Source organism: Paractinoplanes lichenicola (genome assembly GCF_016785085.1).
Taxonomy (GTDB): Bacteria; Actinomycetota; Actinomycetes; order Mycobacteriales; family Micromonosporaceae; genus Actinoplanes; species Actinoplanes lichenicola.
The window spans coordinates 1-14,872 of sequence record NZ_JAENHO010000015.1 but is presented as its reverse complement, the minus strand read 5'-3'; the positions used below and the strand labels follow the sequence as shown (position 1 = coordinate 14,872).

Genomic DNA, 14,872 nt, shown 5'->3' with positions numbered 1-14,872 from the left:
CCCGGTCATGACCGGACCGGACCTCTGCGGCAGCGACCCTGACCCTGTCGTCTTCTATCGCATCACCGAACTGATCACTAAACGGCTGGCACCCGGCGACCGGCGCGGTCAGCAGCAGCGGCGCGGTGACCTGCTGCGGCGGGTGCAGTGCTTGTCACCGCCGTCCGCTGACGCGCTGGCGATGCGCCTGACGACGGCCGCGCCGCAGGATCCGCTCACCCGGCCGTTCCGGCAGCTGCCACGACCCGACCGGGAGGCCGTGCTCGCGGCGTTGCGGCGTGCCGCGGCTGCCGCGCCGCTGATCGCCCGCAACCGTGTGCTGGCCACCGCGGCGTCGCTATCTCCGGTGGTGGCACGCCGGATGTACCTCGCCGAGGTTCGCGAAGCGCTGGCGCAGGTAGGCACCTGGACGGCGGAGCAGCAGTACGCGCAGGCGTTGGCCGCTCTCGCCGAACTCATGAAGGTCGACAGCGGCCCGCGGTTCGCAGATGTCGATCGTGCGCTACGGGCGACAGTGGCCGGCGCGGCGGCTCGGCTGCGCGTACAACTGGTGGCCCTGCACCGGCCGGCGCTGCGGCCCGGGTACCCGGCCGGGCCTGCTGTCGGGTTTCTCGGCACCCCGGGCTTGCCCGGGTTGCTGGCGGCCGGCGCAGCCGCGGGCGCCGGTGCGGCGGGTGCGGCCACCGGCGCCGGCGCTGGCGCCGCGGCTGGCGCCGCGGCAGCAGGCGCGACGGGTGCGGCTGCTGGCGCCGGTGCGACAGGTGCCGGCGCAGCGGGTGCCGGCGCAGCGGCCGCAGTAGCTGTGCCGGTCCTCGCGGTCGCGGCGATCGCGATCGGGACGGTTGCCGTCTTCTCCTATGTCCGCAGCCGCGGTCCGCTGATCGGCGACGAACTGGCCCTGCGGCTGGCCGCCCTCGCATCCTTGACGCAGGCCATGCGCGAACTAAGTCGCACCGCGGAGGCGGCAGCGGCGGCGGAGGCGGCAACGGCACGCCGTCCGCGGACCCTCGACCAGACCGACTCCGACACCGTGCCCGAGCTGTTCCAGCCGCCTGAGGAAGAGACAGAGCCCCGCCGCAGGCAGCGGCGCTGCCACCAGGAATGGGTCGGCCGGTTGTACGGTCCCCGCTGGAACGTGTACTACCACGACATGTACGCCACGGCGATGGTCGAGCGGCTGCGTCTCGAACGGTTCGGCGTCGACCCGCACAACGAACGCCGCCTCTATCCCCACGCAGGCGGCACGCCCCGGGATTACGACTCGTACGACCCGTCACGAGACGCGTATCTCGAGTTCAAGACCAAACATGGCTATCTGGGTGAAGAAGGCCTGACCCGAAACGACAAGATCGTCGGTACCGCGAACCAGGCACGGATGAGACTGATCGGGCAAGCGGCGGGGCAACGCGAGGACCTGATCCGTTGCGGACTGTACGACGCGAAACTCATCTGGTACTTCCAGGAAGAGGCAGCAGCCGAAGAAATGGGCAAGCTGCTGGCCGGAACCGTAAACGAAGTGATCCACGAAGAGTGGAAGCCGGGTCGACTGCGCGGGCGATGACACGTCCTGACGGCATCCCGCTTCGACCGGACCGGGTAACGGTCGAGTTCGAGCGGCATGTAGCCGCGTGCGGTTTGCCGTCCTGCCCGTTGCACGACACCCGGCACGGTGCCTGCTCGCTCATGCTGGCCGGCGGGGTACCGATCGAGATCGTGCAAATGATTCTCGGGCACTCGACTCCGGAGGTGACACGGCGCGTCTACGCCCACCTGATGCGCTCCGAGACGGCCGCTCAGGTTGAGGAGGCGGCCAAGCTTCTGACACACCACCGACCCGCTTGAAAGGCCGCCGTGAGCAATCCGTGAGCAACCGCCCCGGTCGGAAGGTGTCCGGCCGGGGCAACACGGCCTGGACAGCAAAACGTCCACCGTGCGTTTCCGCAGGTGGACGATGCTCAGTGCCCGGCGAAGAGCCTGGTGGCCAGGGGCGGGGTCGAACCGCCGACCTTCCGATTTTCAGTCGGACGCTCGTACCAACTGAGCTACCTGGCCTTGCTGTTGCTTGCGGTCCTGACGGGACTTGAACCCGCGACCTCCGCCTTGACAGGGCGGCGAGCACTCCAACTGCTCCACAGGACCTTGCTCTGTACTGCTCCGGTTAGTCTAGCGAACCGTGCTGGCCGCTAACTTACCAGTACCCCCAACGGGATTCGAACCCGTGCTACCGCCTTGAAAGGGCGGCGTCCTGGGCCACTAGACGATGAGGGCAACTCCGTCAGTATTGCATGTCTGCAATGCCTGATGGCTTTGACCCCAACCGGGCCCCCGCTTGAGGCTTGGAAAGCATACGTGATCCCCCGCCCCCGCTTCAAATCGGTATCCGTATCGAGTGAGCGAGGTGCTGACCTGCGCAAACGTCACGCGGCGGCGGTTGCCACCGTGAGTACTGCCGAAGAGAGGTCGGTGAGCTGGACCACGCCGGGGGGCAGATCGTGGGGCCAGCCGGGGCCGGCCGCGGCCACCAGCAGGGGTGGGCGGGGGAGGGTGGCGACGCGTTCGAGCTGGGTGGGGTCGGCGGACGCCGGGGTTTGCGACCAGAGGACGACCGCGGCGGGGCCGGTGCGTTCGATCGCGTCGGCCAGGGCCACCGGGGGCACCCGGGCGCCGAACAGACGGGTCGGTACGCCGGCCTCGGCCAGCGCGGCGGCCAGGGCCTCGAGGGGGAGCGTGTGTTGTTCCTCGTCGGCCGCGGCCAGCAGGACCCGGGGCGGGGCCCAGCTGCCGGGGCGGGGCACCGAGCCCAGCACCTCGGTGAGGGCGCGGGACAGCAGGTGCTCGACCTCGATGAAGCGCTGGGTGGCCTCGTACCGCTCGCCGATCCCGACGAGCACGGGCATGGCGACGTCGTTCCAGGCGCCGATCACCCCGCGCTCGGCGACCACCATCTCGAGGATGTCGCGCATCGCGGGGGCGTCCAGGCGCATCGCGGCCCGGGCCAGCCCGCGCGCGGCGGGGGTGGCGTCGCCGACGGCGATGACGCTGCCACCACCGTGGCGTCCTTGGGCCGGCGGCGCGCCGTCCAGGGGCGTACGGCGGGCCCAGGCAGCCGCCTCGGCGGGCGCGACCCCCTGGGCGGTGAGCCGCTGCATCACCTGCAGGCGGTCGAGGTCTTCGTCGGTGTAGCGCCGGTGGTGGCCGGGCACGTGTTCGCTGGGGCCGAGGCCGTAGCGCTGATGCCACGTGCGCAGCGTCGTGACCGCCACCCCCAGGCGGCGGGCCACGGCTCCGGCGGTCAGGCCCTCAACGGCCATCGGGCCGAACGGGACGAGTCTCGATCGGGTCTTGGGAGACCGCGGCGAGCCGCTGGGTCACCCCGAGGAGCCAGGGCGCGTACGCCCGGGAATCGCTCTCCATCTCGCCCAGCAGCATCGGCACCGACACCCAGCGCAGGTCGGCCACCTCGTCCGGGTCGGGCGCCGGCTGCACGCCGATGGGCAGGTCACCCACGAGCACGTGGTCGTACTCGTATTCGACGCGGCCGGTCGCCGGGTCCTCGGCGTAGTACGCGTACACGCCGACCTCGGTCAGGGGCACGTCGGCGACCCCGATCTCCTCGACCAGGCGCCGGGCGGCCGCCACGGGCAGCGGCTCGCCGGGCAGGGGGTGGCCGCAGCACGTGTTGGCCCAGCGCAGCGGGAAGCGGGTCTTGACCGCGGCCCGCTGTTGCAGCAGCACCCGGCCCGAGGGGTCGCGCAGGAACACGGAGAACGCGCGGTGCAACTGGCCGGGCGCCGTGTGCGCGTCGGCGACCGTGGCCGAGCCGAGCGCGACCCCCTCGGCGTCGACCAGCTCGACGAGGTGAGACTCGCGAGTCATGACGTCACCCGGGCCGCGGCCAGCTTGCCGGAGATCAGCACCATCGGCACGCCCACGCCGGGCTGGGTGCCGGAGCCGGTGAAGACCACATTTTCCAGGCCGGGGTGCAGGTTGGCCGGGCGGAACGGGCCGGTCTGGGCGAACGTGTGGGCCGCCGCGAAGGGGGTGCCGGCCGCCATGCCTTGATCTTCCCAATCGGCCGGGGTGATGACGCGCTGCACCTCGATCCCGTCGCCGAAGCCGATGTAGCCGCGCTGTTCGAGGGTGCGGATCAGCGACGCGGCGTACCGGTCGCCGAGGCCGCCGCGCCAGTCCATCGGGCCGGCGACGAGATTGGGGGTGGGGGCGAGCACGTAATAACTGTGCCGTCCGGCCGGGGCCAGCGACGGATCGGTGTGTGTCGGATTGGTCACCAGCAACGACGGGTCACTCATCAGGCGACCCTGGCTGATGATCTCGTCGAACGTGCCCTGCCACTTCGATCCGAAGTGGATGTTGTGGTGGGCGGTCTTGGTGTAGCCCTGCCGCGATCCGATGTGCAGAACCACGCAGGAGGGTGAGTATTTGAGGCGGCGCTCGCGGGCCGGGGGCAGCAGGTCGCGCTTGGCGATCGGCAGGTCCGGGTTGAGGACGACGACGTCGGCCGGGATGCGTTCGCCGTCGGCGGTGATCACCGCGGTGGCCCGTCCGTTGGCCGTCTCGACATCGGTGACCGTGGTCTCGTACCGGAAGGTCACCCCGTGCTTCTCGGCCGCGCCGGCCAGCGCCCGCGGGACGGCGTGCATGCCGCCCTTGGGGAAGTAGACGCCGGCCACGGAGTCGAGATAGGCGATCACGGCGTAGATGGCCAGCGCGTCCTGCGGGGCCAGGCCCGCGTACATCGCCTGGAACGAGAAGATCCGCTGCGTACGGGGGTCTCGGAAGTATTGGTTGATCTTGGGTTGGAGCCGGCGGAACCCACCCATGCCCAGCAACTTGAGCAGGTTGAGGTTCATCAGGTCGAGCGGGGTGTCGAGGTTGCGGTCGATGAAGTGGTCGCGCTCCAGCTTCCACAGCTGCCGGGCGAAGTCGACGAACCGCAGATAGCCGTCGGCCTCGCGGGCCCCGCAGACGCGCGCGATCTCGGCCGCCATCCGGACGGTGTCCGTACGCACGTCCAGCGTGGACCCGTCGGGGTAATACGCCCGGTAGGCCGGGTCGAGCGGCGTCAGCTCGAGCCAGTCCGACAGGTTCTCGCCGACGGCCTCGAGCGGCTCGGCGATCAGCTCGGGCATGGTCAGCACGGTGGGTCCGGTGTCGAAGTCGTACCCGTCGACGGAGAGCTTCCCGTTTCGTCCGCCCGGCACCGGCTCGCGCTCGACCACCGTCACCTGGCGTCCGGCCGCGGCCAGATGCAGGGCGCAGGCGAGCCCGCCGAGCCCGGCGCCGACGACGACCACGCGCTCGGTCGGTCCTGTCACAGTTCTCATTGATCGCACCTCCCGGAGGGACATCATGCCGGGCGGTGCGTCACGCGGACGGCAAGCTCGATGAGGGCGGCACGCGCGTCCTCGTGAATTCCGGCCGTGGCCAGGGCCGCGACCCCGTCGGCGACCCGCTCCTGGATCATGCCTTCGAGCCGCGTCGGCGCGCCGGTCTCGGTGATGATCCGGGCGCGTCGCTCCAGCTCGGCGGGGGTGGGCCCGCCGGAGCCGTCGGCGGGGTTGACGGCTCCGGCGGGGTCCAGGCTCAGCTCGGCCCGCTGCGCCGGGGTGGCGAGCTTGCGGGCGAGCATGAGCAGTGCGGTGGGCTTGCCGGTGCGCAGGTCGTCGCTGACCGGCTTGCCGGTGACGGCCGGATCCCCGTACACCCCCAGCAGGTCGTCCCGAAGCTGGAACGCCTCGCCGACCGCGAGCCCGTATTTCCCGTACGCGGAATCGGTGTCGGCATCGGTCAGGCCGGACAGCGCGAGCCCGAGCTGCAGCGGGCGCTGGACGGTGTAGCTGGCGGTCTTGTGCCGGGCGACCAGCAGCGCGCGCTCGACCGACCAGGCGCCGGGCTGGCTCTCGCCGAGCACGTCGAGGTATTGCCCGGCAATGGCCTCGACCCGCATGCGGTCGTAACAGGCGCGGACGGCCGGGGGCGCGTCGGCCCGGGCCAGCAGCTGGTCGGCCCAGACGAGGCAGAGGTCGCCGATCAGGATGGCGGACGCCGAGCCGAATCGATTCGCGTCGCCGATGCGTCGATCGTGCTCGTGCTGCCCGGCGAAGATGCGGTGCGCCGTCGGCCGGCCGCGACGAGTGTCGGACTCGTCCATCACGTCGTCGTGCACGAGCGCGAACGTGTGCATGAGCTCGAGGGCCGCGAAGGCCGGCAGCACCGGTTCGAGCGGCGCGTCGGGGCCCACGATGCCGCGCCAGCCCCAGTACGCGAAGACCGGTCGCAGCCGCTTGCCGCCGGCGAGCACCAGGTCACGGGCGGTGCGGGCGAAACGGCCGAGCGCCGGATCGACCGAGTCGAGCGATCCGATCTGGGCGGCCAGAAAATCGGCCAGGGTGCCCTGGATCGCATGTATCAGCGCGTGCGGCGACGCGCCCTGACGGGGGATGCTGCCCCGGTGCTGGTTTCCCACGAGCGTGTCATTGGCCACGAGGAGTACCGTACCCTTACTTTGAAGTTGCGTCGATTCGTGCGTCGATTTTCTCCGGAGGGCTTCCCGTGGACGTAGATCTGGCCGCTGCCTACGAGCGCTGCCGCGAGCTGCACAAGCGCCACGGCCGTACGTATTACCTGGCCACCAAGCTCCTCCCGGCCTGGAAGCGGCGGCACGTGCACGCCCTCTACGGGTTCACCAGGTATGCCGACGAAATCGTCGATCAAACCTGGGAACTTCCTGCGGAGGAGCGGGCCCGCCAGTTGACCGAGTGGTCCGACGCGTTCGTCGGGGGTCTGCGCGGTGAGCCGGTCGACGATCCGCTGCTGCCCGCGGTCCTGCACACCATCGCCGTTTTCGATCTTGATGTCGACGACTTCGCGACGTTCCTGCGCTGCATGGCGATGGATCTCACAGTCACCGGCTACCGCACGTACGACGACCTGCTCGACTACATGGAGGGCTCGGCCGCCGTGATCGGCACGATGATGCTGCCGATCCTCGGGTCGGCCGATCCGGCCACCGCGCGCGAGCCCGCCCGCCAGCTCGGCTTCGCGTTCCAGCTCACCAACTTCATCCGCGACGTCGCCGAGGACCTGGATCGCGGGCGCGTCTATCTGCCCGAGTCGCACCTCGGCCGCTTCGGCCTGACCCGCGCCGACCTCGAGGCTCGCCGGGCCACCCCCGAGATCAAAGAGCTGATCCGGTACGAGATCGGGGTCGCCCGCGAGCACTACGCGGCGGCCGCGCCCGGGATCGTGATGCTCGAACCCGCCTCGCAGGCTTGCATGCGCACGGCGTACGCGCTCTACGGCGGCATTCTCGGCGAGATCGAGGCCAACGACTACGACGTGTTCTCCGGCCGCGCGACCGTGCCCAACCGCCGGCGCGCCGCGGTCGCCGTGCGCAGCCTCATGACCAAGCCGGGCACTCCCGTCACGATGGCGGCCTGAGATGAAGACGGCCGTCGTCCTTTTCACCAGAGACCTTCGCGTACGCGATAACCCCGCGCTCGCCGCGGCCTGTGCCAACGCCGTGCAGGTCGTCCCGCTGTTCGTGCTGGACCCGGCGCTGGGCGAGCTCTCGGCCAACCGCGTACGGTTCCTGCACCAGTCGCTGGCCGACCTGCGCGCGACGCTGCGTGACAAGGGCGGCGATCTGGTGATCCGGATGGGTGACCCGGTGCGCGAGGCCGTTGAGGTGGCCCGCTCGGTCAACGCCGAGGGCATCGGGATGGCGGCCGACGTCAGCCGTTACGCCAAACGACGCGAGGAACGGCTGGCGACGGAGTGCGAGCGGCACCGGATCGCGCTCAAGCTCTTCCCCGGCGTGACCGTCGTCGACCCGGGCCAGTTGCGGCCGGGCGGCGGCGGCAGCGCGTACAAGGTGTTCTCGCCTTATCACCGCTCCTGGCGGGCGGCCAAGTGGCGCGACGAGGTCTCGACCCCCGACAAGATCACGCTGCCGCCCGGGGTCGCGGCCGGACGACTGCCCGCCCTGCCCGCCGGCGAATCACCGGACGCGGCCGACGGCGGTGAGACCGAGGCGCGCCGGCTGTTCGCCCTGTGGCTGCGGCACATCGGGCCCTACCCCGAGCTGCACGACGACATGGCCGCCGACGGCACCAGCCGCCTCAGCCCGTACCTGCGCTTCGGTTGCCTCTCGCCCCTGGAACTGGCCAACGCGGCGCTCAAGCACGAGGCCGAGGAGTACGCGCGGCAGTTGTGCTGGCGCGACTTCTATTACCAGGTCGCGATGACGATGCCGAAGCTGTCGACCGAGCCGATCCGCCCCTCCGGCGACACCGAGTGGCGCGACGACGCCGACGCGCTCCAACACTGGCAGGACGGCACGACCGGGGTGCCCGTCGTCGACGCCGGCATGCGCCAGCTGCGCGCCGAGGGCTGGATGCACAACCGGGCCCGCCTGATCACGGCGGCGTTCCTGACCAAGCACCTCGGCGTCGACTGGCGGCCCGGGGTGCAATGGTTCTTCCGCTGGCTGCTCGACGGCGACGTGCCGAACAATTCGGGCAACTGGCAGTGGGTGGCGGGCACCGGCAACGACACCAGGCCGTACCGGAAGTTCAATCCGATCCGCCAAGCCCAGCGTTTCGACCCCGAGGGCGTGTACGTTCGGCGCTACGTACCCGAACTCAAGGGAGTCGAGGGCGGCGCCGTGCACCAACCCTGGCGCCTGCCGGACGAGGTCCGGCGCGGCCTCGACTACCCAGGGCCGCTCGAGTCACACCGAGACGAAGCGGTGTGGCTGCGGCCGTGACCCCGCCCGGTACGCCCGGGCGGGTCTCAGCGGGGTCCGTCGGCCCGTTGCGTCCGTCATAACGTCGAGGTCGACGGGCCCCGCGCCCATCCTCATTGCTTGCCATTGCACAAGCAATCTCTTCCCCGCTCCTATCCACCGGTAGCCTTGTCGCGTGCCCGGATTACAGCCCCACCAGCTGGGAACCTACTTCGCGCTGGTCGAATCGGTGAACCTGCTCCAACACGCCGTGGAACAACAACTCCGGGCCGAAGGCGACCTCAGCGACATCCAATTCCAGCTGCTGATGCGCCTCTTCGACGCCGACGGCCAACTGACAATGACCGCCCTGGCCGACGGCGTCGTCTACAGCCGCAGCGGCCTCACCTATCAAGCCGCCCAACTGGAAAAAGCGGGCCTGATCACCCGATCCCCCGACCGCACCGACGAACGAGCCACCCTGGTCACCATCACGGACGCCGGCCGCGCCCGCATCGGCCAGGTCCTCCCCGGCCACGTCGAAGTGGTCCGCCGCCTGCTCATCGACAACCTCCCCGACGCCGACGTCACCACCCTGGGCGAAATCCTCTCCCGCGTCCGCGACCACATGCGCGCCCAGCCACCACGCTCGGCCGCCCCCCGCAAACGCAAACCATGACCCCTTTCCCGTACGTCTGGTTCTGGCGCTGGCGCACGCTGGAGTATCCGGGCGTACGAGCCAAGGTCCCATGGTTCGGCGACGGGGTGGATCGATCCGGCCAGGCGTGCCGGGTTGTCGTACGGGGGAGCCGGAACAGCGCTCTGCTGGAGTTCGAGGACGGCTATCGGGTTATTACCAGCCGAGCCGGGCTGCGCCGCCTTCGATAGCTTGCCTGCCATGTAGCTCGCTGGTTGCCGAGCGGAGCTGTTGACCCGACCCTTGAGATATGGCAGCGGACTGGATCGCACCCGCAGCGACGGCAGCATCAGGCTGTGCCGGGATCTTCTTCACGTGGCTGACCGGTGCACAGAGCCGGAAACAGGTCGAGCAGATGGCGATGCGGTCTGCGATAAGGGATGCGCGGGAGAGATCTCTGGACGAGAGACGCAATGCCTACCTCGTCGCACTCCGCATGCAGCGGCTCGATATTCAGCGGCTGGAGTACCAGCAGGGTAAAGAGCTGGGCAAGCTGGAAGAGGTCGAACGCACGTGGCCCAAGGGGGAGCGCGTGCGTATGTCTATTGAGTCCAAGATCGCCATTGAGGCATTCGGCAGCACGGTAGCCCGGGACAATCGTCGGCGTGCGGTTGCCGCATATGTGGCCCAGGACCTTGGCGAGATGCGTAGCACCTACGACGAGTTCTTGGCCGTAGTTCGTATGGAGCTCGGCACCGCTGCGCTTGATTCGTGACAAGCGCATAGTCCGTCGGCAAGTGACCTTGGGCGACCCAGGCGCGGGTGCTGGCATGTTGTAGTCAGCTGGGGCCTTGGAGGATGCAGAACTCGTTGTCGTCGGGATCGGTGAGGATGTGCCAGCGCCAGCCGTCTTCTTCCACCGGGTCGGGTGTGACCAGGCGGGCGCCCAGGGCAGTCACTCGGGTGAGTTCCGCTTGCAGGTCGGGGACTCGTAGGTCCAGGTGCAGGCGGTTCTTCGTCGTCTTCGGGTCGGGGACGCGTTGAAGGAGCAGCTCTACGCCGTTGCCGTCGGTGGGTTTCAGGGAGCGGTAGCGGGTCGAAGAACTGGCCTCAGGAAGGTAACCGAGCACGCCGCACCAGAAGGTCGTCGCGCGGTCCAGGTCGGCGCAGTCCAGCACGATCGCCAGTTCTACGTCGTTGCGGCCGCCGAAGCGGGCCGGTTCAGCAGCCATGCCCGGCACCGTACTAGGGGCGGAGGACGCGCCAGCTGCCGTAGCGGTGGATTGCTACGCCGGCGTAGGCGGGGGACTTGCGGGTTGCCGTGTCGAGTTGGGTGAGGGTTTTCAGCATTTTGCGGGAGCCCTCTTCGGCGAACGTGCAGTGGGTGCACTCGGCCAGGGGGTCGGTTTCGGCGGCCAGGCGTACGCGTTTCTTGGCGGTGGCGCCGCGGCGGAGCCAGTCCTGGCTTACTGCCAGCATCGAGTTGGCGCCGGTGGCGGTGTCGCGGTAGCTCATGACCGTGATGGCGTCGACGCGCTTGAGGACCTCGTCGGCGAAGTTCTTTCCGTTGACTTTGTGTTCGCCGTACCAGAAAGGGACGTCGGCCTCGATCGGCAGCGGGTTGCCGGCGCGCATGCGGTCCAGCAATGTCAGGTAGGCGGCCTGGGTGCCGGCGGGGTTGGTCTGCCAGGCGGGGAGCGTGTACGGCTCCACGTCCAGGTGGATGGCGCTGAACAGGTTGGTCGCGAGCACCGCGTCGCGCCAGGCGACGGCGTCGGACGGGTGGGTGGTCCAGTCGGGCTCGCCGCCCAGGGCCGCGAGGCGGATGCCGGCGTCGTCGGCCCGGCTGCGCAGGTCACGGAGCCGGGGGAGGCTGCCGTCGGTGGCCACCGACCACGGGACGTACGCGAAGATCTCGGTCACGTTCTGCGCGGCGGCCCAGGCGACGACTTCCGCCGAGTCGTAGGCGCCCCACAACCACATCGCGCGAGTTCCGGCCGGTGCTGCCACAAAAGCGCGACTGGTTCCGGCGGTGCCCGCGATACCGGCCGTAGCCGATACCGCAGGCACCGTCAGCGAGGTGGCTGTGAGAATGACAGACACCAGCCCTGCCTGCCACCGCTCCCTCACAACCGCCTCCTTTGAACCCTCTTCCGCGAGGGTCCAGAATCGGCTGGGGGATCCGGTGGATAAGGATTTCTAGCGGGGCAATGCCGCTTCGATCCGGTCCAGCGTCGTGAAGTCGCCGAGACGCCTGCTCACGTACGCGATGGCCAGGCCCCGGGCCGGGTCGGCGTAACCGGCGGAGCCGCCCAGGCCGCCGTGACCCCAGGTGCCGTCCGGCTCGATCTGCACGCCCAGACCCCAGGTCGTCTCCTCGCCGATGAACAGATCGGGGCCGGTGAACTGCGGCACCGCCAGCGCGGGCAGGGAACCGTCGAGAATCGCCGCGTAGAACCGGGCCACCCCGGTCGCACTGGCGTGCAGATTGACGGCGGGAATCGACGCACGCCGCCACAGATCGCTGTTGATGACGGCCAAGTCACGGGCGCCGGCGGGGTTGCTGGTGGCCCGCGATCTCATAGATTCGGGCCGGCCGGCATTGCGTACGGGCCAGTCGGGGGCGTCGAACTCGAGCTCGGCGCAGCGTGCGATGTCCGCATCGGACAAACCGAAACCGAAATCGAACCGGAGCTCGTCGGCGATGAATTTCGCGGGCGGGCGACCGTCGACGCGGCGCACCAATTCCCCGAGCAGATGCCCGTACGTCAGGGCGTGCTCGGCGGCTTTCGTGCCCGGCTCCCATTCGGGTTGTGCCGCGGCCAGGTCGGCGCAGAGCAGGTCCCAGTCGGCGAACGCGGAGGCCGTACGGGGAACCGGGAAAACCGCGAGCCCGGAGGTGTGTGACAGGACCTGGCGTACGGAGGTGGGGGTCTGAAACGACGGCCAATAGGCGGACATCGGCGCGTCGAGGTCGATCAGGCCACGGTCGGCCAGCAGTACCACCGCCATCGCGATGACCGGCTTTCCGGTCGAATAGACATTGACCAAAGTGTCCGATTTCCAGGGCTGGGTGCGGGCCGCGTCGCGCCAGCCCTCGACCACCTCCACCACCGGCTCGCCGTCGCGCAGAATCGTCAGCGCCGACCCTCCCCGCGGATCGGTCGCGAACGCCTCCCCGACTGCCTCGAAACCCGGTGTGATCACGCCATCCATGAGCGGCACGGTAATGCGCTAACGGTCGCGGACCAACAACCTCAGATTGGGTACGCCGTGCGCCCCGGCCACGCGCAGGGTGCGTCCGGCCTGCCGATCCCCGACGACAATCATGTGCCGATTGCGGGGCAGCCCCGCCGCCGCGCGCACAATCACCGCGGCCGATCCGTCGTCCAGCGAGCGCAAATGGCCGAGATTCAGGTGCACGTCGGGATCCAGGCGTACGGCTTCGGCCAAGGCGTCTCGCAGCGCGCCGGCCTGGCTCACGTCCAGCGCGCCGGCGACCCGAATGCCCGGGGGCACGTGCTGCCGGCAGATTCGCAACCCGGCGTCCTCGTGATAAACCGCCGCGGTCACCGTACGGGCGTGAGTGCGGGCCGCGTACGCCAAAGTCACCGGGTCGAACGCCTCCCGGTCGTATTCGCAAAGCGCGGTGAACCCGCCGTCCGCGAAAAGCTCGGCCACCTCGTTCTCGAAGGCGAGCAATTGCTCGGCGCCCGCCTGGGGACGCGCCGCCCAGCACATGTCGAGCGTGACTCGTAGCCCGCGCGGCGACCGATCGCGCTCGGCGCTCAACCGGCGCACCATCGCAGCCGCGTCGGGTTGCGCGCCGGCACCCCACAACTCCTGAATCGGCACCACGTTCTCGCCGGCCGGAACTCCGCGCTGCCGCAGGTCGGCGCCGACCGGATCATCCGTGAAGCAGAGCACCCGCTCGCCCAGCTGCGCCCCGCGGCCGACAAACGCTGCCAGCAGGTCGAGCCGCTCCTCGGCGTCGGAGTAGGTCAGGCAGGCGTGGTCGCCGGGCTCGAGCCGATCAACCGTTTCCATCGACGGGGTGTACCCGCCCGGTTCGACGGCCATGCTCGGTTTCGCCGACCCGCGCGCGGGAACCCGGCCTGCCATGCAGATGCTCAACCGGCTCGAAGAGGCCCGCTCGCTCGACGGCGTGACCGAGAAACTGCAGGCCGCGGTCACTGCGATCGCGAAGCCACGGCGGCTGCGCGATCTCCTGCACGGCACGTGGCTGGGTCATCCGGTGCATCCGGTTCTGGTGCAGTTCCCGGTCGGTGCGTTCATGTCGGCCGCGGTGCTCGACCTGGTGCCGGGCGGCCACAAGGCGGCGACGACGTTGATCGCCGCGGGCACGGCGGGTGCCGTCCCGGCCGCGGCCGCCGGCTGGGTCGACTGGTCCCAGCTCACCAAGGATCGGCAGCGGGTGGGTGTGGTGCACGCGGCGGCCAACGTGATCGCGCTCAGTCTCTACGGTGCGTCCCTTGCCGCCCGGCTGCGCGGGCGGTCCGGGCGGGCGCTGAGCTTCACCGGCCTGACGGTGGCCGGGCTGGGTGCCTATCTGGGCGGCCATTTGTCGTACGCCCGGGGAGCGGGAGTCAGTCACGCCGCGACCGAGCTGACGCGGGTGCCGTCGTCATGGACCTCGGTGGGCGCGCTGGCCGAACTGCCGTCGGGCAAGCCGGTGGTGCGAACCGTCGGGGACGTGCCCGTGCTGCTGTGGCGGGACGGCGAGCAGGTGACCGCGATGATCGAGCGCTGTGGTCACGAGGGCGGACCGCTCGGGGAGGGTGACGTGACGGCCGAGGGTTGTGTGGTGTGCCCGTGGCACGGAAGCGAGTTCCGGCTGCGCGACGGCGTGGTGGTGCACGGTCCGGCCGCGTCGGACCAACCGTTGCTGCGGGTGCGCGTGCAGGACGGCGACGTCGAGGTCGCGCAGCCCTAGCGTTGGTTGCCGCCGGGTTTCCATTCGGCTTACCTGCGCTGACCTGCTCATATGCGAGACACTGGTACCCGATTTGGAGGCCAGGGAACGTCCGTGTAATGTTTTCCGGGCCGGCAGGGAAACGGGCGAGGCAGCGGAGAGATCCGCACCGGCCGTCCTGCCAAATCCTACGAACTGCGGATCGCAGCGATGCTGCGCGCCTCAGCGCGTGGGGATACTAGGACGAAGCGGCACCAACCGGGAGAAACCGGTTGACACGGCCAGGAAGACCTAGTAAAGTTGAGCGAGTGCCCCGGAGCGGTTAGCCGGGTGTGGTTGTTCTTTGAGAACTCAACAGGGTGCTTGATAAGCCAGTGCCAATTAAGTAATACCCCGGCCGGCTTGCCTCGTTTTTGGATGGGGTTTGTCGGTGGGAGATTCCTTTGGCAGTTGTTTAACTGCCGGGACGCTTTTCCACAGTTTTTGTTGGAGAGTTTGATCCTGGCTCAGGACGAACGCTGGCGGCGTGCTTAACACATGCAAGTCGAGCGGAAAG

At 69.5% G+C, this 14,872-nt stretch carries 16 protein-coding genes, 3 tRNA genes and 1 rRNA gene; 9 read left to right on the top strand and 11 right to left on the bottom strand.

Annotation, left to right across the window (positions count from 1 at the left end; all coding sequences use genetic code 11):
* The first annotated feature begins 7 nt into the window (after nucleotides 1-7).
* Both JKJ07_RS40805 and JKJ07_RS52365 read left to right on the top strand, forming a co-directional pair.
* Nucleotides 8-1,561, top strand: coding sequence for a hypothetical protein (locus JKJ07_RS40805; RefSeq protein ID WP_202997391.1), 1,554 nt, complete (start codon nucleotides 8-10; stop codon nucleotides 1,559-1,561).
* A complete protein-coding gene (locus tag JKJ07_RS52365; protein ID WP_202997390.1) occupies nucleotides 1,558-1,842 on the top strand; it encodes a tyrosine-type recombinase/integrase in 285 nt (94 codons plus the stop codon). Before JKJ07_RS40805 ends, JKJ07_RS52365 begins: the two co-directional genes overlap by 4 nt.
* 133 nt (nucleotides 1,843-1,975) lie before the next feature.
* Here the strand turns inward: JKJ07_RS52365 and JKJ07_RS40795 are convergent.
* From JKJ07_RS40795 to JKJ07_RS40765, 7 genes are all read right to left on the bottom strand, one after another.
* Nucleotides 1,976-2,052 (bottom strand) — tRNA-Phe (locus JKJ07_RS40795).
* Between the two features lie 13 nt (nucleotides 2,053-2,065).
* A tRNA-Asp gene (locus JKJ07_RS40790) sits at nucleotides 2,066-2,139 on the bottom strand.
* 56 nt (nucleotides 2,140-2,195) lie between these two features.
* A tRNA-Glu gene (locus JKJ07_RS40785) sits at nucleotides 2,196-2,268 on the bottom strand.
* Between the two features lie 149 nt (nucleotides 2,269-2,417).
* The gene (locus JKJ07_RS40780; RefSeq protein ID WP_202997389.1) at nucleotides 2,418-3,311 is read right to left on the bottom strand and encodes a MerR family transcriptional regulator; all 894 of its coding nucleotides are present in this window, start codon (nucleotides 3,309-3,311) and stop codon (nucleotides 2,418-2,420) included.
* On the bottom strand, nucleotides 3,301-3,876 hold the full coding sequence (gene idi, locus JKJ07_RS40775; RefSeq protein WP_202997388.1) for an isopentenyl-diphosphate Delta-isomerase: 576 nt from the start codon (nucleotides 3,874-3,876) through the stop codon (nucleotides 3,301-3,303). Before idi ends, JKJ07_RS40780 begins: the two co-directional genes overlap by 11 nt.
* Nucleotides 3,873-5,345: a phytoene desaturase family protein gene (gene crtI, locus JKJ07_RS40770; protein WP_202997387.1), complete on the bottom strand. Its 1,473-nt coding sequence runs from the start codon at nucleotides 5,343-5,345 to the stop codon at nucleotides 3,873-3,875. The genes idi and crtI overlap by 4 nt, the downstream gene beginning before the upstream one ends.
* Before the next feature lie 23 nt (nucleotides 5,346-5,368).
* A complete protein-coding gene (locus JKJ07_RS40765) occupies nucleotides 5,369-6,505 on the bottom strand; it encodes a polyprenyl synthetase family protein (RefSeq protein WP_202997386.1) in 1,137 nt (378 codons plus the stop codon).
* A 68-nt stretch (nucleotides 6,506-6,573) separates the two neighbouring features.
* On the opposite strand from JKJ07_RS40765, the gene JKJ07_RS40760 reads away from it, so the two are divergent.
* The 5 genes from JKJ07_RS40760 to JKJ07_RS40740 all read left to right on the top strand — a co-directional run bounded on the left by JKJ07_RS40760 (nucleotide 6,574) and on the right by JKJ07_RS40740 (nucleotide 10,158).
* Nucleotides 6,574-7,461: a phytoene/squalene synthase family protein gene (locus JKJ07_RS40760; RefSeq protein WP_202997385.1), complete on the top strand. Its 888-nt coding sequence runs from the start codon at nucleotides 6,574-6,576 to the stop codon at nucleotides 7,459-7,461.
* Between the two features lies 1 nt (nucleotide 7,462).
* A complete protein-coding gene (locus tag JKJ07_RS40755) occupies nucleotides 7,463-8,788 on the top strand; it encodes a cryptochrome/photolyase family protein (RefSeq protein WP_202997384.1) in 1,326 nt (441 codons plus the stop codon).
* Nucleotides 8,789-8,942: 154 nt separating this feature from the next.
* Complete coding sequence (locus tag JKJ07_RS40750) at nucleotides 8,943-9,425, top strand: MarR family winged helix-turn-helix transcriptional regulator (RefSeq protein ID WP_202997383.1); 483 nt, start codon at nucleotides 8,943-8,945, stop codon at nucleotides 9,423-9,425.
* Nucleotides 9,422-9,634 carry a hypothetical protein gene (locus JKJ07_RS40745; RefSeq protein WP_202997382.1) on the top strand — a complete coding sequence of 71 codons (213 nt, stop codon included), beginning with the start codon at nucleotides 9,422-9,424 and terminating at the stop codon, nucleotides 9,632-9,634. The genes JKJ07_RS40750 and JKJ07_RS40745 overlap by 4 nt, the downstream gene beginning before the upstream one ends.
* A 59-nt stretch (nucleotides 9,635-9,693) precedes the next feature.
* Nucleotides 9,694-10,158, top strand: coding sequence for a hypothetical protein (locus JKJ07_RS40740; RefSeq protein WP_202997381.1), 465 nt, complete (start codon nucleotides 9,694-9,696; stop codon nucleotides 10,156-10,158).
* Between the two features lie 64 nt (nucleotides 10,159-10,222).
* On the opposite strand, the gene JKJ07_RS40735 is transcribed toward JKJ07_RS40740, so the two are convergent.
* From JKJ07_RS40735 to JKJ07_RS40720, 4 genes are all read right to left on the bottom strand, one after another.
* The gene (locus tag JKJ07_RS40735) at nucleotides 10,223-10,615 is read right to left on the bottom strand and encodes a VOC family protein (RefSeq protein WP_202997380.1); all 393 of its coding nucleotides are present in this window, start codon (nucleotides 10,613-10,615) and stop codon (nucleotides 10,223-10,225) included.
* Nucleotides 10,616-10,628: 13 nt separating this feature from the next.
* On the bottom strand, nucleotides 10,629-11,486 hold the full coding sequence (locus tag JKJ07_RS40730) for a hypothetical protein (RefSeq protein WP_202997379.1): 858 nt from the start codon (nucleotides 11,484-11,486) through the stop codon (nucleotides 10,629-10,631).
* Between the two features lie 96 nt (nucleotides 11,487-11,582).
* The gene (locus tag JKJ07_RS40725) at nucleotides 11,583-12,599 is read right to left on the bottom strand and encodes a serine hydrolase domain-containing protein (RefSeq protein WP_202997378.1); all 1,017 of its coding nucleotides are present in this window, start codon (nucleotides 12,597-12,599) and stop codon (nucleotides 11,583-11,585) included.
* 18 nt (nucleotides 12,600-12,617) lie between these two features.
* A complete protein-coding gene (locus tag JKJ07_RS40720) occupies nucleotides 12,618-13,430 on the bottom strand; it encodes an MEDS domain-containing protein (protein WP_202997377.1) in 813 nt (270 codons plus the stop codon).
* Nucleotides 13,431-13,437: 7 nt separating this feature from the next.
* On the opposite strand from JKJ07_RS40720, the gene JKJ07_RS40715 reads away from it, so the two are divergent.
* Together JKJ07_RS40715 and JKJ07_RS40710 are read left to right on the top strand one after the other, a co-directional pair.
* A complete protein-coding gene (locus JKJ07_RS40715; protein ID WP_307834665.1) occupies nucleotides 13,438-14,337 on the top strand; it encodes a Rieske (2Fe-2S) protein in 900 nt (299 codons plus the stop codon).
* Nucleotides 14,338-14,799: 462 nt separating this feature from the next.
* A 16S ribosomal RNA gene (locus JKJ07_RS40710) occupies nucleotides 14,800-14,872 on the top strand; the annotation flags it as partial.